The 20,680-nt window shown below is 52.9% G+C and carries 16 protein-coding genes, 2 tRNA genes and 1 pseudogene; 6 read left to right on the forward strand and 13 right to left on the reverse strand.

All coding sequences use genetic code 11. From position 1 onward, the window contains the following. Positions 1 to 72: 72 nt before the first annotated feature. The 5 genes from H7F08_RS09775 to H7F08_RS09795 all read left to right on the forward strand — a co-directional run bounded on the left by H7F08_RS09775 (position 73) and on the right by H7F08_RS09795 (position 7,721). Positions 73 to 747 carry a heavy metal response regulator transcription factor gene (locus tag H7F08_RS09775; protein ID WP_010642177.1) on the forward strand — a complete coding sequence of 225 codons (675 nt, stop codon included), beginning with the start codon at positions 73 to 75 and terminating at the stop codon, positions 745 to 747. Then, positions 725 to 2,167, forward strand: coding sequence for a heavy metal sensor histidine kinase (locus H7F08_RS09780; protein ID WP_193640455.1), 1,443 nt, complete (start codon positions 725 to 727; stop codon positions 2,165 to 2,167). Before H7F08_RS09775 ends, H7F08_RS09780 begins: the two co-directional genes overlap by 23 nt. Before the next feature lie 99 nt (positions 2,168 to 2,266). Next, positions 2,267 to 3,586: a TolC family protein gene (locus H7F08_RS09785; RefSeq protein WP_193640456.1), complete on the forward strand. Its 1,320-nt coding sequence runs from the start codon at positions 2,267 to 2,269 to the stop codon at positions 3,584 to 3,586. A gap of 101 nt (positions 3,587 to 3,687) precedes the next feature. Next, a complete protein-coding gene (locus H7F08_RS09790) occupies positions 3,688 to 4,629 on the forward strand; it encodes an efflux RND transporter periplasmic adaptor subunit (protein ID WP_226986198.1) in 942 nt (313 codons plus the stop codon). After that, entirely contained in the window at positions 4,626 to 7,721 is a 3,096-nt protein-coding gene (locus tag H7F08_RS09795; protein WP_193640458.1) for an efflux RND transporter permease subunit, read from the forward strand. Before H7F08_RS09790 ends, H7F08_RS09795 begins: the two co-directional genes overlap by 4 nt. Here H7F08_RS09795 and H7F08_RS09800 read toward each other — a convergent pair. The 7 genes and pseudogenes from H7F08_RS09800 to H7F08_RS09830 form a co-directional block, all read right to left on the reverse strand. Continuing rightward, a complete protein-coding gene (locus H7F08_RS09800; RefSeq protein ID WP_226859327.1) occupies positions 7,683 to 8,282 on the reverse strand; it encodes a YidH family protein in 600 nt (199 codons plus the stop codon). The genes H7F08_RS09795 and H7F08_RS09800 overlap by 39 nt on opposite strands. Positions 8,283 to 8,381: 99 nt before the next feature. Then, positions 8,382 to 10,011, reverse strand: a pseudogene (locus H7F08_RS09805) (APC family permease). An 864-nt stretch (positions 10,012 to 10,875) separates the two neighbouring features. Beyond that, positions 10,876 to 10,949, reverse strand: a tRNA-Cys gene (locus H7F08_RS09810). Positions 10,950 to 10,988: 39 nt separating this feature from the next. Continuing rightward, positions 10,989 to 11,063, reverse strand: a tRNA-Gly gene (locus tag H7F08_RS09815). Positions 11,064 to 11,084: 21 nt separating this feature from the next. Continuing rightward, positions 11,085 to 11,672 carry a CDP-diacylglycerol--glycerol-3-phosphate 3-phosphatidyltransferase gene (gene pgsA / locus H7F08_RS09820; protein WP_193640459.1) on the reverse strand — a complete coding sequence of 196 codons (588 nt, stop codon included), beginning with the start codon at positions 11,670 to 11,672 and terminating at the stop codon, positions 11,085 to 11,087. Positions 11,673 to 11,687: 15 nt separating this feature from the next. Further along, positions 11,688 to 13,547, reverse strand: coding sequence for an excinuclease ABC subunit UvrC (gene uvrC / locus H7F08_RS09825; RefSeq protein WP_193640460.1), 1,860 nt, complete (start codon positions 13,545 to 13,547; stop codon positions 11,688 to 11,690). A 15-nt stretch (positions 13,548 to 13,562) separates the two neighbouring features. Beyond that, positions 13,563 to 13,880, reverse strand: a complete 318-nt coding sequence (locus H7F08_RS09830; RefSeq protein ID WP_010642194.1) for a gamma-butyrobetaine hydroxylase-like domain-containing protein — start codon at positions 13,878 to 13,880, stop codon at positions 13,563 to 13,565. 91 nt (positions 13,881 to 13,971) lie between these two features. On the opposite strand from H7F08_RS09830, the gene efp reads away from it, so the two are divergent. Continuing rightward, positions 13,972 to 14,532 (forward strand): elongation factor P, encoded by a 561-nt coding sequence (gene efp / locus H7F08_RS09835; protein WP_010642195.1) that lies wholly within the window; start codon positions 13,972 to 13,974, stop codon positions 14,530 to 14,532. 40 nt (positions 14,533 to 14,572) lie between these two features. On the opposite strand, the gene H7F08_RS09840 is transcribed toward efp, so the two are convergent. The 6 genes from H7F08_RS09840 to H7F08_RS09865 all read right to left on the reverse strand — a co-directional run bounded on the left by H7F08_RS09840 (position 14,573) and on the right by H7F08_RS09865 (position 20,613). Further along, entirely contained in the window at positions 14,573 to 14,908 is a 336-nt protein-coding gene (locus H7F08_RS09840; RefSeq protein WP_193640461.1) for an FtsB family cell division protein, read from the reverse strand. A 58-nt stretch (positions 14,909 to 14,966) separates the two neighbouring features. Then, the gene (gene eno, locus H7F08_RS09845; RefSeq protein ID WP_031574247.1) at positions 14,967 to 16,247 is read right to left on the reverse strand and encodes a phosphopyruvate hydratase; all 1,281 of its coding nucleotides are present in this window, start codon (positions 16,245 to 16,247) and stop codon (positions 14,967 to 14,969) included. Then, positions 16,244 to 17,089 carry a 3-deoxy-8-phosphooctulonate synthase gene (kdsA, locus tag H7F08_RS09850; protein ID WP_075323087.1) on the reverse strand — a complete coding sequence of 282 codons (846 nt, stop codon included), beginning with the start codon at positions 17,087 to 17,089 and terminating at the stop codon, positions 16,244 to 16,246. The genes eno and kdsA overlap by 4 nt, the downstream gene beginning before the upstream one ends. After that, positions 17,086 to 18,717: a CTP synthase gene (locus tag H7F08_RS09855; protein WP_193640462.1), complete on the reverse strand. Its 1,632-nt coding sequence runs from the start codon at positions 18,715 to 18,717 to the stop codon at positions 17,086 to 17,088. The genes kdsA and H7F08_RS09855 overlap by 4 nt, the downstream gene beginning before the upstream one ends. A 152-nt stretch (positions 18,718 to 18,869) precedes the next feature. Further along, the gene (locus H7F08_RS09860) at positions 18,870 to 19,910 is read right to left on the reverse strand and encodes an NAD(P)-dependent alcohol dehydrogenase (RefSeq protein ID WP_024893879.1); all 1,041 of its coding nucleotides are present in this window, start codon (positions 19,908 to 19,910) and stop codon (positions 18,870 to 18,872) included. A gap of 31 nt (positions 19,911 to 19,941) precedes the next feature. Continuing rightward, entirely contained in the window at positions 19,942 to 20,613 is a 672-nt protein-coding gene (locus tag H7F08_RS09865; protein WP_075323089.1) for a cupin domain-containing protein, read from the reverse strand. Between the last annotated feature and the right edge of the window lie 67 nt (positions 20,614 to 20,680).

Below are 20,680 nucleotides of genomic sequence, written 5' to 3' on the forward strand. Positions count from 1 at the left end.
AGAAAAGTTGTTAAGAGGATTAATACAGCGTATTTTTCCAACATTATTCTTGACTCATTTTGGCTTTTTCCCATGAAAATTCTGGTTATTGAAGATGAATCTAAAACGGCTGCCTTTCTCAAAAAAGGATTCAACGAGCTAGGCTATGTGGTGGATGTTGCCGACAATGGCGTGGACGGCCAGCACCTCGCCGAAATCGGCGAATATGAAGTGATTGTGCTCGACCTGATGTTGCCGCAGAGGGATGGCTGGTGGGTTCTTCAGGAAATCCGTAAAAGGCATCCCGATCAGCCGGTCATTCTGCTGACCGCCCTGGATGCCGTAGCCCAGCGCGTGGAAGGTTTGCGCCGGGGCGCAGACGACTATCTGGTGAAACCCTTTGCTTTTTCAGAATTACTAGCCAGAATTCACAGTATTCTGAGACGCAGTAATCTGCGTACGGAAGAGACCATTTATTACGCCGATCTGGAAATGGATCTGCTCCGCCACAAAATCTGGCGTGCCGCCACGCCCATAAACCTGGCCCCTCAGGAATTCCGCCTGCTGGCCTACCTCATGCGCTTTCCCGGCGAAGTGCTGACCCGCACCCGCATTGCCGAGCAGGTCTGGGATATGCATTTTGAAAGTGATAGTAATGTTGTGGACGTTGCCATTCGCCGCCTGCGCCGAAAAGTGGACGATCCCTTTCCGGACAAATTGATCCATACTTTACGAGGGGTTGGCTATGTTCTTGAACTTCGTCATTAAAATCTTAAAGCGTCCGGGGCGCTCCATGGCGGTCCGGCTCACCCTCTGGTACGCCCTGTTGAGCACCATCCTGATTGCGGTAGCGGGCGCTGCCCTGTACTGGATTCTGGCTGAACAACTGCGTGCGGCCGACAGCCAGATTCTCATCAGTAAAATCCATGCCATACATACGGCCATGCGCAACAGCACCGATCACTTTTCCGAACTGCTTCATGAAATACAGATGGAGTCCAATACTATTCGCGGGGTATACATCTGGGTAAGCCGGTCACAGGAGGGCATTATTGCCCGTGGTCGCAGTGATAATCCTCTCCTCGACAGCAACAAGCCCTTTGACCGCAAACCCAAGGCTTTCGAGCCCCAACAATGGCACTGGAAAGTTAAAAAGCATGAACATTTTCAAGTGATGGCGCAACGCTTTGCAGGCCAGCCAGCCAGTATCATTTACGTGGCTATCCGCACCAGCGAAAGTGAACACTTTCTGGCTTTTTATCGTTACGCGCTCGCGCTATCGATTGTTTTGGCGTTATTCATCGCGATACTGGCAGGGTATTTGATTGCCCGGCGTGGCTTGCGACCCGTCCATCAGTTGGCCAGCCTGGTGGACGAACTGAGCGCCAGCCAGTTGCATCGGCGCATTGCTGGAGATAACTGGCCCAGCGAACTCGCCACACTGGCCGAAAATTTTGACCGGCTGCTGGAAAGGCTGGAAGACTCCTTTGCCAGGATTTCCCGCTTCTCGGCAGACATTGCCCATGAGTTGCGCACGCCCATCCATATTTTACGCGGTGAGGGCGAGCTGGCACTCTCCAGGACCCGTAGCATCCCGGAATACCAGGCCTGTATCGCCTCCGCCATGGATGAATATGAACGCTTGTCGCGTATGGTCGATGCCCTTTTGTTTCTGGCCCGGGCAGAACAGGATCATAACGCGCTGGATAAGCAGCAGCTGGACATTCATCAGGAAATGGCCTCTCTTTGCAGTTTTTATCAGGCAATGGCGGATGAACAGGATGTTACCCTGAACAATGATGCTCAGGGATCCATCACTGCAAACTCTGATCTCCTGCGCCGCGCTGTCAGTAATCTGCTGAGTAATGCCCTGCGTCATACGCCAGCCGGTGGCAGCATCCGGATTTATTGTGAACAGTCCCGCGAGCAGGTCCAACTGATTGTTAGCGATACCGGATCAGGCATCGCCGATGCGGATCTTGACCGGGTATTTGACCGTTTTTACAGCGCAGATGCCGCACGCATGCGGCGTGGACAGGGAACCGGGCTGGGACTGGCCATTGTACAATCCATCGTGCATCTGCATGGGGGTAAGATCCGCTTAAAAAGCGTTGCCGGAAAAGGGACGACGGCCATTTTATCTTTCCCGATAATTTCTAAGGATAACAATGATGACAAAATAAGATGACGATTTGGTCATCTTGCGGTCATCTTCTGGACATGCAGCAATGTCATAATAAAAAAACCGTCCCCATTCATAAACACATTTTACAGATAGTCGAGAAAAATGCTTTTTCAATTTATACCGAATAATCGTCAGTCTGCTGCCAAAAATTGGCTACTGGCTTTAAGCTTGGGCTGCATATCGATTGGCGCCCATGCGGCCCCTCTGACGCTCAACCAGGCTATTAACAGCGCCCTGCATAATCAGGCCCTCGTTCAGGCAAGCCGGCACCAACTGGAAGCGCAACAAGATCTCAGTCGCAGTGCCGAAGCCCGACTGCTACCCGCTCTTTCCCTGAATGCGGCCACTATCTGGACCCAATCCCGCTCCGGTCAGCCCGTTTTTGTCAGTGCCAATGGCGCACGGGAAATGCTGGGACAAATCCGTTTGCATGTTCCCATTTTTGCGCCGCAAACCCGGGCACTCAGCAAACTGAGCGAAGATCGGGTCACTATTGAGCGCTTTCATCTGCTGCAAACCCGCCTGTCAGTGGCCGCACAAGTGAGTATGACCTATTACCGGCTGGCTCTGAGTAATAATATGATCGCCATCTGGCGACGCGCCCTCGTTACTGCCAGGCAAGTATTTCAAGCCACCCGGGATAGTTATGCTGCTGGTACCCGTTCCCGCCTGGCGCTGAAGCAGGCGCAACTGAACCTGTTGCGCATCCAGAGCAAACTGAAACAAACCCTGGCCCAAAGTGTGGCCATGCGCCAGGTTCTGGCCTTGCAAACAGGGCTTGGAAGCCATTTACCAACGCTGGCAAAAATCAGCACCCCACTCAAGCCGTTACCGGATTTATCCAAAATCCAGAGTCGAGCCATGCAGGCGCAGCCCTTACTCCGGACGGCTGATGCGCAAATTCAGGCGGCACACGCCCAATTGCAATTCCATCAAAGTGTCCGCTTACCGGTATTCAGTGCCAACGCCGCTTACGGAGTTGATACTGCAACCATACCGCATAGTGCGCAGTTAGGTTGGCAGGCCAGCCTCAGCCTGCAGATGCCCATTTTTGGCTTTGGTCGCAACCGCGATCAGATTGCAGCAGCCCGGGAACAGGTTGCGGCATTGCAGGCAGCTAAATCTGCTCTGCAAATGCAGATACGCAGCCGTCTGGCACAGGACGCCGGGACCGCCAGGGCGGCCAGCATTGCCCTGAAAGATGCCGGGGAAATCGAGCACAGTGCTCAGGCGGTGTACGACATGACCCGCAAGGGCTATCTGGCCGGTGCCGAGAGCGCATTAGCCTTGCAACAAGCTGAAGATGCCTGGGTTCAGGCTCAGCTGCAGGCTACCAACGCGATGATTCGCGCCCGTTTAAGTCGCACGCAACTGATCCTGGACAGCGGCTTCCTGCCGGGACAGCAGGGGGCATTCTCATGAAAATCAACTCTTGGAAGCTTAACCGTATGAAATTTTCAGCGCATTTTTACCAGATATCATTATCTTGCTGCTTGCGCATTTTTTCAGGCGTTCTGCTCCTCTTGAGCGTTCATAACGCCTGGGGGGCTGGCATATCCGTGCGGACGGCTCCAGTCAGGGTAAGTGCTGCCATTCAGCAAAGCGCCCTGCTGGCCCGGGTTGAAAGTAATGGTGCCGCCACTTTGACAGCCCCCGTTACCGGACGCGTCCTCGGTCCGCTGCTCCCCGATGGCCCCGTAAAAACCGGAGCCATTATCGCCAGAATCGCGGCACCCGGGCTGCAGAGCAGCATCCAGACCGATCAAAAACAGATCGCCTTTTCTCAAGGACAGTATTTGCGCGACCAGAAATTGTATCAGGATGGCGTCATTGCCCAGCAAAATGTCGCAACCAGTCGTTTGACGCTGGCAGAGGCGCAATCTCATCTGCGCATTTTACAGGCGCAGGCCGCTCAACAAACCCTCAGTGCGCCTTTTGCAGGCAGCTTACATTATCTGGTTCCGGCTGGGGCCGTAGTCAATTTTGGAACAGCCATTGCGACTTTGGATGGTCGCGGAAAACCCTGGGCACAGGCCTATGTCACCCCCTCCCTCGCCCGCAGCTTACGCCCCGGAAGTACCGTCGTTCTGCACGGTGCAGACTGGCACGGCCTGGGACACGTCCGTTCCGTAGGACAAAGCGCCCGCCATCTGGGACTGGTGTCCGTCTATATTGATCTGCCAGTACAAAGTCGGGCGCTGCCCGGCGAATGGCTGCAGGCAGAAGTACAACAAGTTCAAGGCCGAGCCTTCCAGATTCCTACTGCCGCTGTGGTAATGCATGCCGCACAGATCGAAGTGTTTGTTATCCGCAAGGGCAAGGCCATGGCTGTTCCCGTACATATTATTGCCAGTCAGGCCGGGCAGAGTTGGGTACAGGGCGCGCTGCGAACCGGCGAGCAGGTCATCGTCAGCGCCAATGATCGCTTGCTCAGTGGCACCCCGGTACAAGAGCAACAACCATGAGAGTGTATCTGCATTTTCTCTGGAGCAATCGCTTCAGCATCTTACTCAGCGCCTTATTATTACTGGGTGCAGGCTGGTTTGCCCTGCAGAATCTTCCGGAAAGCGTCTTTCCGAATGTCAATTTTCCAAGAGTAGCGGTCCTCGTCAATGACGGCAGTCTGCCCGTCAAGTTCATGGAAGTAGAGGTAACCAAGCCCCTGGAAGCGCTCGCAAAAGGTCAGCCAGGGGTGCGTCTGGTTCGCTCGCAAACCGGTACCGGCCTGAGCAAGCTCAATATTTATTTTGAACCAGGGACCAACCCGCAAACCGCATATCTGATGCTCCAGGCACGCCTGGCGCAATACCGCCTGCCCGCCGGTGCGCAATTGCGGATGATCCGCATGGCACCCTATACCTATCCATTTGCTGAATATGCGCTGGTGTCCAATCAAAAGAGCAGTTCGGCAATGATGCCTACTTTTGCCTTTAAAATACGACCGGCTCTACTGTCCATTCCCGGGGTCTATCAGGTGCAGGGCACCGGACGCGGCTGGCCGCAGGTGCATGTGGACCTGGATCCGGCACGGTTAGCGCAGCATCACCTCAGTGCCCGGCAGGTCATCAACGCCTTGCAATCCGCCCAAGGTCCATTTTTTTCCGGGGTTCTGCACGCCTATCATCAGCAGTTGATTCTGGCGACGACAGCGCGGCCTGAAAACGATCAGACCTTGGCTGCCTTGACCCTGCCACTGGGCCCACCCGATGCTTCCGGTGCCCGCACTCCGCTGGCCTTGGGCGCCCTGGGTCGGGTGCATACCGGGCCGCCCCCGCTGCTGAGTGAAGCAGCCGTACCCGGTTATCAGCACGCCCTGATCATTGACGTACTTGCACAGTCGGGCGCCAATGACGTCAGCGTCGCCCACGCCGTGCAAACACGTCTGAACAATCTGCGCAAACATCTCCCCCCGGGCGTCCATCTGGTACCCATTTATGATCTCAGCCACCTGATCAGCCATAGCCTGCGCGATGTCTGGATTGCCCTGGGACTCGGCAGCCTGATTGCCTGGCTGGTCGTATTGGCCTTTCTGGGACGTTTGGACGGAGCGCTGGCGACTTTGGCCGTAGTACCTCTGGCCCTGGCTGCCACTTTTCTGGTTCTGCATACGCTCGGATATGGCCTGAATATCATGACCCTGGGGGGCATAACTGCAGCCATTGGTGCTTTGGTAGACCATGCCATCGTCGTGGTCGAACGCGGTCTCCATGGCCTGCAGGGTAAAGATTCACAGCGTCGCCAGTTGGCGTTGCGCCGCAGCGCCGACATCCTACCATTGATGAGTCTTGCCACCCTCACCTCCTGCCTGGTGTTTCTGCCCCTGCTCTTCTTATCGGGCACCCTGGGGCTGCTGTTCCGCCATATGGCATTGGCCATCGTCATTGCCCTGCTGGCATCACAACTGGTGGCCTTGCTGGTCACACCGATTCTGACAGCATGGCTCGCCGGTCGTGTGACCTCACCTTCCCGCCGTTTGCATCATGCGGAGCGCTGGGTGCGCCGTCACTACAGTCAATGGCTCATCGCCGGGATGCGCCGCCCTTATTGGGCCATAGCACCTGTCGCCATACTGGCAGGGGCCGCCGGACTGGCGCTCACAGTCCTGCCGACCGCTTTTCTCCCGCACTGGGATGAAGGCATTATTTCTGTACCCTATCGCACCCAGGTGGGCAGCAGCGTTGCCGAAACCACCCGGATCGGCCGCGCTTTTATGCAGGCGGCACTGCACAATCCTAATGTGCAGCGGGCGTCCCTTATGGTCGGTCGTGGTTTCGAGTTCCGTCATGCACCCGCCAACAAAGGTGCCATCACCATCGTCCTCAAACCGGATCATCACGACAGCACCGAAACCTTGATGGCAGAACTGCGCAAACAATACCGCAGCATGGCCCCCAATCTGATCGGACTGTCTTTGCATCAGACCATGATTGTCCGTCTGGGAAACCTCTCGGGCGCACACGCCCCCCTGGTAGTTTATCTGTTCGGCTCCGATTCCAGCATTTTGCGTGGTGAAGGCGCACGGCTGGCTGCCGCCCTGAAAAACAGTCATGATTTTGCATCAGTCAACTTCAAGTCCCCATCGGCTGGGCCTGAGTTGGAAATCACCCCCACGCCCATGGCCGCACTTTATGGCATTACCCCGCCGGGTATTGCTGATCAGCTCAAGGCCCGTTTCTGGGGAAGACAAGCGGGTTTTTTGCTGCATGGCGAACAAATACTGCCTATTCGCGTTAAACTGGTGGGGCAGCCACAGACCCCGCAGACCTTGTCCGCGCTGCCTATCCAACTGCCCGACGGGGCCATGACGGCTCTTTCCAGCATTGCTTCCCTGCACATTCAAGGTGCCATTCCTTTTGTGACCCATCAGAATCTGGTGCCTGATGCTTACATGTGGTTGCAACCAAAGCCGGGAGAAGGCCTGGCCCAGGCTGCCCGTCAGGCCAAAAAAATCATCACCCAAATGCACTTGCCCGGCAACATCACCCCGGTACTGGGTGGTTACTATCGACAACAGCGGCAAAGCTTTCAGCAGATGGCGCTGATTCTGGCCGGTGCACTGGGTTTACTGCTGATCCTGCTGGGATTTCAGTTCAGCAGTCAACGCGCCGCCGTGGCGGCGCTTCTTTCCATCGCCTTGGCCGCACCGGGCTCCCTGCTTTTGTTATGGATTTGTGGATTGGAACTCGACAGTACGGCTTTTCTGGGCGTGTTGCTGGTTTTTGCCATTGCCGTCAACAATGTCATTCTGATTTTTGCACGTGCGCGCCAAATTGGGGGTACCCATCCCCGCCCGGCTTTGGTGGCCTTTGCTGCGCGACAGCGCCTGCGCCCCATCCTCATGACCATGCTCGCAGATGTTTTCGGGTTTTTACCTCTGGCCATTGGCATTGGTCATGGCACGGATTTACTGAAGCCTTTGGCCATTGCGGTCATGGGTGGGTTGCTGCTCTCGATATTCATGTCTTTATGGTTGGCGCCCGTACTGTATAGCGCTTTGATGTCCAGCGGCCAGATTGACTCAAATCGAAAGTTTGATCAGCAAATAACTCAGCAATGACAAACAGACCAACAAAGACAAGCCATAAAACCCATATAATTTGTGGTGGGGATGATACGCACCATGCTCTACCTGATAAACGGTGAGCATAAATCCACCGAGTCCAACAGCAATATTGATAATCCCCAATACCAGGAAAATAATGCTCATTCCTGAGAAGCTCGCATGCAACGTAATCACCCGGTGCATCATCAGCGCCAGCTTGGTCAGAAAAAAATCGAACTTTTCCATCACAAAACCGAAAATTACAATGCTGATCCCGGTTCTGATCCATGAAAGAAAAGTGCGCTCCGCCGAAAAATAAATACGTGGATCCTGAATTTCTTTGGCAGTGACCGGGGCACCACGATTGATATAGCGCAGATCACGCACAAAAAAATAAAAAACCATAAATAACAAGATCAGCACTGGCCAGGTCAAAAGCTTATACAAGTCCTGAAAAAAAGGAATCAGCCCATAAAAATGCAAAGCAGCCAGTAACAAGATCATTTTTTTAGAAAGAATACCTGTACCAAAAGCTATAAACATAAATTTCAAGTAAGACAGGTAAGTTCTTTCCATGCTCAGGTAAAGCCTGGGCTCGCGCACCGTGGGCAGGTGTTTTAGCAGAAGCATATTATCCGGCGAGCCTTTGGATTATAGTCATGATTCCATTCTTATCTAAGGAGCGGCTGGAGGCACCTTGTTGCCAAACTGACGCATATATATGCGCATGGTTTTATCCGCTACTGATTCACGAATAGCCAGATAAAATACGCTGAGAGCCAAAACCGCCAAGGCCCCCATACTCGGGAAAAATGCCAAATAACCCAGACCACCCAGATCTTTAGGGCCAATCCAACTGATAACCCACATCCCCATAAAGTATGGGAATATCCACCACATGTATTGCCAGCCCATTTCTGCCCAGCGACCTTTTCGAAAAACTCCAGTAAGCGCATAAATAGCCAATAACACAAATAGCGTAATAAAAATAAAGTCCAGCGTGCGCAAACCTGACCAGTAAACAATCCAGGTGGATACCACAAAAGCGATAGGGGCCAGCACCGGTGCCCCCCACAACCGAAATGGACGCTCCAGATTCGGCATGGCCTTACGAATCTGTATCAGGGCAATGGGTCCAATAGAATACGAAAGCACCGTCATGGAGGCAATATATCCGACCATTTTCTGCCAGGATGGGAAAGGCAGAAAAAATATAATGCCAACCAGGAACAAGAGAATAAGCGTCACCCAGGGAACACCATGGCGATTGATCTTGTTCAGCCACATGGGTGCTGCACCAGTTTCAGCCGTAGCCAAGGTAACCCGCGCCGCAGTGGTCGTGTAAATAAGCCCGGTGCCTGCGGGCGAAATAAAAGCATCCACATACAGTAAGGTCGCCAACCAGCCGATGCCCACCGCCGCTGCCAAGGCCGCAAAGGGGCCATTTACCCCCTGGAAATGCAAATGTACCCATCCATCTTTGGCAATATCTGCAGGATTCACCGCACCGAGAAAAGCAACCTGGACGGCGATATAGACTGCTGAAGCAATCAGCACCGAACCGATAACGGCAATAGGCACATCCCGCCTGGGATTTTTACTTTCTCCGGCCAAATCTATGGCATGACGAAAACCCAGCAAACTGAATATGACCCCACCGCTGGCAATGGCGATGAACATGCCATGCACATCACTCAGGGTATTGTCGGCGCGCATGTGAAAGTTTCCGGGATGCCAGGCCACCGCAATCAACATCACCGCCGTTAATAAAGGAATGCCAATTTTCCACCAGGTCGCCGCATTATTGATCCTGAGTACCCAGCCAATCACCATGAAATTGGTGATTACAAACAAACCGAGCATGATCACGGCGATCAAAAACCCGAAACTACTCAGCAAATCCGTATGCGGCTGCAACAGACCCGGATAATAGTTATTTGGCATAGGTCAATACGGCCGTCACTTCCAGCGGGGCGATGGAGGCGTAGGAAAGAAATAAAATCCAGCTCCACATATGTCCGACAATAGGTCCATTGCCGACATGCGCCAGATGGACGACTGCTCCGGCACGCGGAATCATGGGTGCCAACTCGGCAAACACCAGGGCCAGCAAAAGAATGGCCGCCGCTCCCAGAATCCAGGACCCGATGGCCAACGGGCCAGCCATTTTTGCCGTGAACAACGACCCGAATAACCAGCCAGAACCTATGGATGCTCCTACACAGGCCAATATCAGACCAACGAGTCCGCCTTCACGTTTTAGAGCATTTTTTTGAGAAGTGTCGGATTTCCTGGACACAGGCATGTGCGAACCTCCTGATTAATAAAATATGAAAAAAACGTTAAAGCTGGACAAATAATATTTATTTTTATAGTAAACAAATATTGAATGTTTCCATATATATCTCATATTTATATAAAAATGTCAATTTTTATTAAAACGACAACATGGCAAACTTTATAATTTATTATTCATATCATAAACTCAGACATCAACAGGAGATGGGGTATGATGGATAAAATAAATAAAATAGAGATCAAAACACATCTGATTACAACGGATATAACGCATAAAACGCCTTACGCATGAATTTTAAAACTGCATTCAAAATTGGCTAGTTATGAGTGAATTTCAGCGCTTAGATTGATTCAATGGGATAGACAGAATAAAGTCACCGCAAACATAACTACGCTGACGCGTTGATGCATAATCATTGCTTAACACTATTGGGACCTTCGAGAGTAGGTACATCATATTCATTATGCAGTCATTCTTGCCAGAGCCTGTCTACCATCGCTCAAGCCTATCACGGCAATGCCTTTTTTCTTTTCCAGTTTCCGTCGCCATACCGCGCCCTGAGACCCGCCAACTCCCGAATGCCTGAACCATCAGCGATGGCCTCAATATACTGGATGGGTCCAATTATTTTCAATCAAACCTCTTCGCCATATTTTCTGCCCTCAACTGATTGTACCGCCTCAACTTCTGAAATATCTTATGGCCTTAGTGGCGGCGAATTCCGTTGGATTAGAGCCATTCTCGAACAAGTGGTGGTGGTTTCTTGTGGATCTACCAGCGTTCCAGTTGGCGTACCAAGCTTAACTCAGCAAAGAGCCGCATAAATGCAGTGTTTATTTGACAGGTGCAGGAGAATTTTTTTAATTTATTTGGAGGCTGGGCCCGGAATCGAACCGAGGTACGCGGCTTTGCAGGCCGCTGCATGACCACTCTGCCACCCAGCCTTAAAAGAAAAGGGAAAGCGTAAAACTTCCCCTTGATATTGGAGCGGGAAACGAGGCTCGAACTCGCGACCCCAACCTTGGCAAGGTTGTGCTCTACCACTGAGCTATTCCCGCATGGGCGCAAAGATAAAGGTATCACCCATCCTTGTCAAGATCAGCGCCAGAGGCCATCAAACTGGGCCAGGCAGCTTGCAGGTAACCGAGCATACTCCACAAAGTCATGATGGCGGCAATAACCAAAAGTCCGATTCCGACAATGCGGGCGGACACCCCCCACAACGCTTCGCGATAAACCAGAAATAAAATGGCGAGCATCTGGGTGGTCGCCTTGGCCTTCCCCAGCCAGGACACCGCCACCTTTTTGCGCTCACCAAGTTCCGCCATCCATTCCCGCAAGGCAGACACGGTAATCTCCCGGCCCACGATCACACTGATGAGGATCCCGGCCAGCACTGGCGGCATTTCCTGCGAAGAGGCAATAAGTATCAGGGCGGTCACCACCATGATCTTGTCGGCCACAGGATCAAGAAAGGTTCCGAATGGTGAAACACCCTGATAGCGTCGCGCCAGATAACCATCTGCCCAGTCGGTAATGGCGGCAATGGCAAAAACAGCCGTTGCTGCACAGGTTCTTGCTTCGCCCCCCCAATAAAACAGGGCAACAAATATAGGCACCAGCAGAATGCGGAGAATGGTCAGATAATTGGGTAAACGCTTTATCACAGTCCGCTGGCTTCCTTAATGAAAATGATCATAAATGCGTTGGGCCAATTCCTGATGAATTCCCTCCACTCGTTGCAAGTCGTCCAGACCCGCATCGCGAATGCCCTTCAGCCCACCAAAAGCACGCAGCAACGCCATGCGGCGTTTGGCACCAATGCCCGTGATGCTATCCAGATCTGACTCCTGACGGTTTTTGCTCCGTCGCGCACGATGACCGGTAATCGCAAAACGATGCGCTTCATCCCTGATTTCCTGAATGACCAACAAGGCAGGATCATCGGGCGGCAACTGCCGGGCCATCGGCCAACCGGGTACATACAGCAGTTCCATTCCGGGTCGGCGGGTTGTCCCCTTGGATACGCCGCAAAGCTGAATCTCATCAATTTCCAGCATCGCCAGTGCCGCCTCGGCACGTGCCAATTGCCCTGGTCCGCCATCTATCAGAACAATCTCAGGCAACGCCATTCCTTCTTTTTGCAGACGACCATAGCGCCGATAGACCGCCTGCTCAATCGCCGCGTAATCATCGCCACCGGTCACATCACGGATGTTGAAACGGCGATAGGCTTCCTTCATCGCCCCATCTTCACCGAAAACCACGCAGGATGCTACTGCCGCCTCACCCCGGGTATGACTGATATCAAAACATTCCACTCTCTGCGGCAACTCAGGAAGCTCAAAAAACTCCTGCAGCAACAACATTCTCCGCCGCCCCGCACGAGCGTTATGGGTACGCTGACGCAATGCCCCCACAGCATTGGTATGTGCCATAGCCATCCAGCGTTTACGGGGCCCCCGCTGCGGCGCATCCATAACCACTTTATGCCCGGACTGGGTTATCAAGGCTTCTGTCACTGCAGCGCCGTTGCGAGGCAATATATTGATTAAAAGATTCCCCGGCACATCCTTGTTATTATAGAACTGCATGAGAAAACCTGCCATGACATCCGGCCCGCGCAGGTCTTCAGTATGCTGAGGAAACAAGGCCCTGCCACCCAGTTGGCGACCATTGCGGATAAAGCTGACAAAAATGACCCATTGTCCATTTTCCTGGACCAGGGCTATCACATCAAAATCGCCACCACCCGCTTGCGCCACATATTGGCGCTCCTGAATTTTGGACAGGGCGGCAATCTGATCGCGACGCCGGGCCGCTTCTTCAAAATTCAACTGTTCTGATGCCTGTTGCATCCTTTCGCCCAGATTGCGAATGGCCTCGTCACTCCTGCCCTCCAGAAAACGAACGGCATCACTCACATCCCGGGCGTAGTCTTCAGGGAGAATATGCCCCACACAGGGGCCACTGCAACGCTGAATCTGGTATTGCAGGCAGGCGCGACTGCGATTACGAAACGTAGGTTCTTCACAAGTCCGCAAACGGAAGGCCTTTTGCAGCAGCACCATACTTTCACGTAAGGCCGTCACCGCCGGGTAGGGACCGAAATAATGCCCCTTTTTCTTTTGTGCGCCACGGTGCAGACTCATTTGCGGGAAAGACACGCCGGTCTCAATCAATAAATACGGATAACTTTTGTCATCGCGCAGCAATATATTATAGGGGGGATGGTGGCGCTTGATGAGATTCGCCTCAAGCACCAGGGCCTCTGTTTCCGTATGGGTGACGAGCACTTCGACCTGTTGCACCTGCGCCAGCATAGCGAGGGTTTTGGGACTATGCCGCTGTTTCTGAAAGTACGAACTCACGCGGCGTTTCAGATTGCGCGCCTTACCGACATAAAGCAGGCGTCTGCCGACGCCGTACATCTGATAAATGCCGGGCTGGCTCGTCAGCGTACGCAAAAACTCCCGGAGATCAAAAGGTGCATCAGATTCCAGCACCTGATTGGCAGAATTTTCAGAGGATTCTTGCGTCATCACGTCAACGGGGGTTTATGCTGTCCCGGCCTGCTGCGCGTCCAGACGACGCAGATATTCCCAGGTAAAAATCCCGGTGCTGTGGCCATCGCTGAAATGAATTTGAATGGCATAGTTTCCAACCGGCAGCACATCGACAATACTCACGTCTTCCTTGCCGGTGATCACCCGGGCTTCATCCGGGGTGTGACCCTTGCATTCCGCGCAGGGGCACTCCACCCGCAAATGTTCAAAACTGAGAACACTGGTATGACCGTCTGCCCAGTCAATTTCCATCTTCCGACTGATCATCAAGGGGCGAATTTCCAGGGGCTGGGTGTGCGTGTCGGACATGAGAAACCTCGTAAAGGAGCGGACTGGTCAGCAATAAGCCTCTAGGGTACAATTCACGCCCTCTAAAGGGAATGCCCACAAGGATGATGGTATGAAGATTTCGGCCTTTGATATTCGCCCCGGCAATATTCTGGAACATGAAAAAGGGCTTTGGCGTGTACTCAAAACGGATTTTGTGAAGCCTGGCAAAGGCGGGGCCTTCGTTCAGGTCGAAATGAAAAACATCGAAACAGGAACCAAATCCAATACCCGTTTCCGCTCGGGTGAAACCATGGAAAAAGCCGTTGTGGAAGCCCGAACCATGCAATATTTGTATGCCGATAGCACCGGTTATGTATTCATGGATAACGAAAGCTTTGAACAATCCATTCTCAGCGAAGATCTGCTGGAAGGTCAGACCGGGTATTTATTGCCCAATACGGAAATTCAGGTCAATTTGCATAATGATCGCCCCATTGGGGTGGAATTACCTTCGGTGGTCGTTCTTGAAGTGACCGAAGCCGATCCGGCCATCAAAGGACAGACGGCAACCGGCTCCTACAAGTCGGCACGTATGGAAACGGGCATTACGGTGATGGTGCCTCAGTTTGTGAATTCCGGGGAGAAAATCCGGGTAAATACTACTGATGGGACGTATATAGACCGGGCCTGAATGAAAAAGCCGCCTGAGCAAAACAGGTTAGGCGGCTTGTTCAGGATTTTTCCGTTGCCGGAATCACCCAGACAAAAATTTCGCCTTTACTGACCATCCCCAAATGGCGGCGCGCCAACTCTTCTACGGCGCGATCTCCGCTTTGCAGGCTGACCACCTTGGCTTCCAGATGATCATTGCGCGCTTCCAGCTTTTTCAAAACTGCTTCTTTGCTCTCCAGCTTGTGATGTAATTCACCCACATTTAACCAGCTGCCCGTTCCAAACCACAGCGGGTATTGCAAAGCACACAAAGCGGCGAGCAACATGAAATCAACCAGGCGCATTTCTGATTTTGCCGTATTCACTTTGGCTTTGAACTGCGCCCAATCAAACATATCGAAATAATCTCCGGGAAATGCAAGCGCCTTTGCAAACGCTCTATAATATTACCTTTTAGTCGAGATTATAAAAAGTTGCAAGTCCAGGATAACGTGCGACCTCACCCAATTCTTCTTCAATACGCAAAAGACGATTATATTTGGCCACCCGATCGGTGCGTGACAAAGAACCGGTTTTAATTTGTCCACAACCCGTGGCCACTGCCACATCCGCCAGGGTCGTATCCTCGGTTTCACCCGAACGATGCGATACAATAGCGGTATAACAATGGGTTTTGGCCATTTCAATGGCTGCCAGAGTTTCTGATAAGGTCCCGATCTGATTGAGTTTAATCAAAATACTATTGCCCACACCGCGCTCAATCCCTTCACGCAAAATGGCGGTGTTTGTCACAAAAATATCATCACCCACCAGTTGCAGACGGTCGCCCAAACGATCTGTCAGGGTAATCCAGCCTTCCCAGTCATTCTGGTCCATACCATCTTCAATGCTGATCAAGGGATAACGATCAGCCAGAGCAGCCAGATAATCCACAAATTCCGCACTGCTTAATTCACGTTTTTCGCTGGCCAGATGATAACGGCCATCCCGATAAAATTCGCTGGAAGCCACATCCATACCCAGCCAAATGTCCTTACCCGGTTGATAACCGGCCTGGGTAATGGCATCCATCAGCAGTTCCAGAGCCGCTTCGTTGGAAGGGAGGTTCGGGGCGAAACCCCCTTCATCGCCTACCGTTGTCGCCAATCCTTTCTTCTGCAAGACCCCTTTCAGGCTGTGAAACACTTCCACACCCATCTGCAAGGCTTCCGAAAACGATTCCGCACCCGCAGGAATCAGCATGAATTCCTGCATATCCACATCATTATCGGCATGGGCACCACCGTTAATGACATTCATCATGGGTACCGGCAACTGCACCGGACCCAGACCACCAATATAACGATAGAGCGGCTGTCCGGCGGCATGAGCGGCGGCATGGGCAGCGGCCAGGGAAACGCTCAAAATGGCGTTGGCCCCCAGACGGGACTTGTTTTCAGTACCGTCCAGTGCGCACATGGCAGCATCCAGATGCTCCTGGTCTTCCGCTTCCATCCCCAACAGGGCATCCTGAATTTCACCGTTAACGTGTTCTACCGCCTTGCGTACGCCCTTGCCACCATAACGTGAACCACCGTCCCGCAATTCCATGGCCTCCCGCTCACCCGTCGATGCGCCACTGGGGACAATGGCGCGTCCCATGGCCCCATTTTCCAGATGAACTTCGGCTTCTACAGTAGGATTACCACGTGAATCCAGTACTTCACGACCTTGAATGCGGACAATGGCGTTCATATTAAATCCTCAGGATGATTTTCAGGAAAATCTTGGGCTTTGACCAACTGGTCAATGTGTTGAAGGGTGCGCAGCAGGCTTTCCAGCCGACCCAGTGGCCAGGCATTGGGACCATCGGACAGGGCTTCGGCAGGGCGCGGATGGGTTTCCATAAACAGACCGGACACCCCCGCAGCCACAGCGGATCTGGCCAGTACCGGCACAAACTCCCGCTGTCCGCCGGAACGATCCCCCTGCCCTCCCGGCAGCTGCACGGAATGCGTGGCATCAAAAACAACCGGGCAGTCAGTCTGGCGCATCACGGCCAGGGAGCGCATATCCGAAACCAGATTATTGTATCCGAAAGAAGCGCCCCGTTCGCAGACCATAATCTGGGCATTACCCGTCGCCTTGGCTTTTGCGGCAACATGAAGCATGTCCCAGGGTGCCAGAAACTGGCCTTTTTTAATATTGACCGGCTTTCCGGCTGCAGCCACGGCCTGAATAAAATCGGTCTGACGACATAAAAAAGCGGGAGTCTGGAGGACATCTACGACCTCGGCAACCGCCTTTACATGCTCTTTTTCGTGGACATCGGTAATGACCGGCACGCCCAACTCCCGGCGCACTTTTTCGAGAATCCGCAACCCTTCATCCATGCCGGGACCGCGAAAACTGGTGCCCGAAGAACGATTCGCCTTGTCATAAGAGCTTTTGTAAATAAAGGGAATATTCAGGCGATGACAGATGTCCCGGAGCGTTTCCGCTGTCTGCAAGGCCAGCTTTTCACTTTCTATGGCACAAGGGCCCGCAATCAGAAAGAAAGGACGATCCAGCCCGACCTCAAAACCACAGAGATTCATGCCTGCTTCTCCCGCTGGGTAACCGCAGCCGCCATGAAGGCATCAAAAAGCGGATGGCCCTGACGTGGATTACTGGTAAATTCAGGGTGAAACTGACAGCCCAGAAACCAGGGATGATCCCGCAATTCCACCACCTCGACCAAAGCACTATCCGCCGAAAAGCCGGTATACTGCAAACCGGCCGCTGCCAAAGGTGCCCGATAGCGGTTATTGAATTCAAAACGGTGGCGGTGGCGCTCATAAATGGCGGTTTGGGCATAGGCTTTAGCGACCAGACTGTCCGGCTGCAAGGTACATTCCTGCTCACCGAGACGCATGGTTCCCCCCAGATTACCGCCCTCTTCCCGATAAGCCGTATTACCTTCAGGATCAGACCATTCGGTCATCAGGGTAATTACCGGATCCGGCGTTTCCGGGTCCAGCTCGGAACTGTTGGCATTGACCAGCCCGGCACAATGGCGGGCAAATTCCACTACGGCCAACTGCATACCCAGACAAATTCCCAGATAGGGCACTTTATTTTCTCGGGCATAACGAATTGCGGTAATTTTCCCCTCTGTACCACGCCCGCCAAATCCACCAGGTACCAGGACTGCATCAGCTTCAGCCAGCATGCCCGTACCCCGGGATTCAATATCTTCGGCATCTACATAGAGAAAATGCACCTTGCGCCGGGCCCGCAATCCCGCATGTAACAGGGCTTCCGCCAGCGACTTGTAAGACTCGGTCAGCCCTACATATTTACCGACCAGGGCAATGACGATATCCCCTTCGGGATTTTCCAGGGCATGGATAATCCCCTGCCATGCGCCGAGATCCGGCGCCGGAGCCTGCAGGCCGAGGTCCTGCAATACCAGATCATCCAGGCCCTGGTCATGGAAAAGTAGCGGCAGACGGTAAATACTGTCTGTATCAATGGCTGAAATAACGGCTTTTTCAGTGAGATTGGAAAACAGGGCGATTTTGGCACGATGGTCTTCCGGGATCGGGCGGTCTGCCCGACACAACAGAACATCGGGTTGAATACCAATAGCGCGCAGCTCGCGCACTGAATGCTGGGTCGGCTTGGTTTTCATTTCACCAGCCGAGGGCAGATAGGGTACCAGGGTCAGATGCATGAACAGGGTATTGCCGCGCCCCTCTTCCACGGCCATCTGGCGGATGGCTTCCAGAAACGGTTGCGATTCAATGTCACCCACTGTTCCACCGATTTCCACCAAAGCCACATCCGCATCACTGGCACCAATACGAATCCGGCGTTTAATTTCGTCGGTCACATGGGGAATCACCTGCACGGTGCGGCCCAGATAATCACCACGACGTTCTTTTTCAATCACTGTCTGATAAACCAGCCCGGTCGTGAAATTATTGCGCTTGGTCATCCGCGTCGAAATGAAACGCTCGTAGTGACCGAGATCCAGATCTGTTTCCGCACCGTCTGCGGTGACAAACACTTCGCCATGCTGAAAAGGACTCATGGTACCCGGATCTACGTTAATATAAGGGTCCAGCTTCATCATGGTTACTTTAAGTCCGCGCGCCTCCAACAACGCGGCAAGAGCCGCGCCGGCGGCGCCCTTGCCCAACGAAGAAACCACACCACCAGTAACGAAAATGTATTTGCTCATAGGTCTCGACGTGCACGCGCTTGATGCTGTGCATGGTAGCCAATTCGGACCTAAGGCACAACGCGAACAATAAACAGGAAGGGAAAAACAGGAGGGCCTGGCAACCGGGCCCGCTATAGCAGACCCGGTAGATACATTTTTCGGACCCCTTGTTACAGGGTAGCCATATCAATGACAAAACGGTATTTAACGTCGCTTTTCAGCATCCGTTCATAGGCCGTGTTGATGTAGTCCATGGGAATCATTTCAATATCCGAACCAATTCCGTGTTCTGCACAGAAATCGAGCATTTCCTGGGTTTCCCGAATACCACCGATGAGCGAGCCCGCCAGCTGACGACGTTTGAATATCAGGTTAAAAACTTCCGGAGAAGGATGTGGCTCGGCGGGAACACCCACCAGCGTCATGGTGCCATCCCGCTTCAACAGGCTCAGGAAGGCATCCAGATTGTGGGAAGCGGCCACCGTATTGAGGATAAAATCAAAACTGTTGGCCTGCTCAGCCATCTGCTTGGGATCCGTGGAAATGCAGACCTCATCCGCGCCCAGACGTTTACCATCTTCGATTTTACCGGGCGAGGTCGTAAATAAAACGACATGAGCCCCCATCGCATGAGCCAGCTTGACGCCCATATGACCCAATCCACCCAAACCGACAATACCCACTTTTTTACCCGGTCCAACCTGCCAATGACGTAACGGCGAGTAAGTGGTGATGCCCGCACAAAGCAACGGAGCCACACTGGCCAGACTTTTCTCGTCATGGCGGACTTTTAATACAAAAGACTCCTTGACGACCACACTTTGAGAATAACCCCCAAAAGTATTCTCCCCGCCAAACACCGGGCCATTGTACGTACCGGTAAAACCATTCTCGCAATATTGTTCTTCACCCTCGTCACAGGAGCTGCAATGTCCGCAACTGTCCACCATACAACCCACGCCTGCAAAATCACCTACTTTGAAATTTTTGACCTGATCACCGACAGCCACCACCCTGCCGACAATTTCATGACCAGGCACTGAGGGATAAATGGTGTTTTTCCACTCATTACGGGCTGTGTGCAAATCAGAATGGCAGACACCGCAGTAAAGAATCTCAATTTTGACATCATCCGGACCAGGCTGACGTCTTTCAATCTCATGCGGGGCTAAAGGGCTGGTGGATGATTGGGCTGCATAGGCTTTCGTCATAATATCTCCTTAAATCACTTGTCGTGTGTACTTAACTGCCATCTGCCGGCAAAGGCAGATGGCCCGTCTTGACCAGAATCAGGCAACCTTCCTTGCTGAAAGGCTGGTGGGCACTCCAATGGGGACTCCGCATCCAGGTTCCGGCGGGATATTCGCCGTGCTCATCGGCAAATGTTCCTTCCAAAACCAGTATTTCTTCACCGCCATAATGACGGTGTGCCTGAAAATAAGTTTCCGGCTGCCAGCGCACCAGCGCGGTATGCTCTCCCTCAAAGTCAGCCAGGGGGAGTACCGTAAGGCCATCTACCAGACCGGATGACCAACGCGCCTGAGCCATGTTGACACGTACCGGCTGCAGATCCCGAGGATTGAAGTGGCGCAACTTTACAAAAAGGATGCAGCCCTCATCTGAATAAGGGGCATGGGCAGAACCAGGAGGATTACGCAAATAAGTCCCGGGACCATAACTTCCTGTCTCATCGGAAAACGTCCCCGTCAGAACAAAAATTTCTTCACCCAGAGGGTGTTGGTGTTCTGGAAAATGGGCACCGGGAACATAACGTACCACGGAAGTCGCACGGGCTGCTTCCTCCCCGTCCCGCTCCAGCAAACGACGCTGAACGCCCTCTGCCGGAGAACCCTGCCAGGGTAAGTCCGGGGTGTAAATGACCACCGTTTTGGACCAATCGGTATTGAGCTGCATCACTATCTCCTGTTATTACATACCGTCTGGTTGGTATAAATTTTAGGAAATAGCGGCCCAAACGTCA

The organism is Acidithiobacillus sp. HP-11 (assembly GCF_015100075.1).
GTDB lineage: Bacteria > Pseudomonadota > Gammaproteobacteria > Acidithiobacillales > Acidithiobacillaceae > Acidithiobacillus > Acidithiobacillus thiooxidans.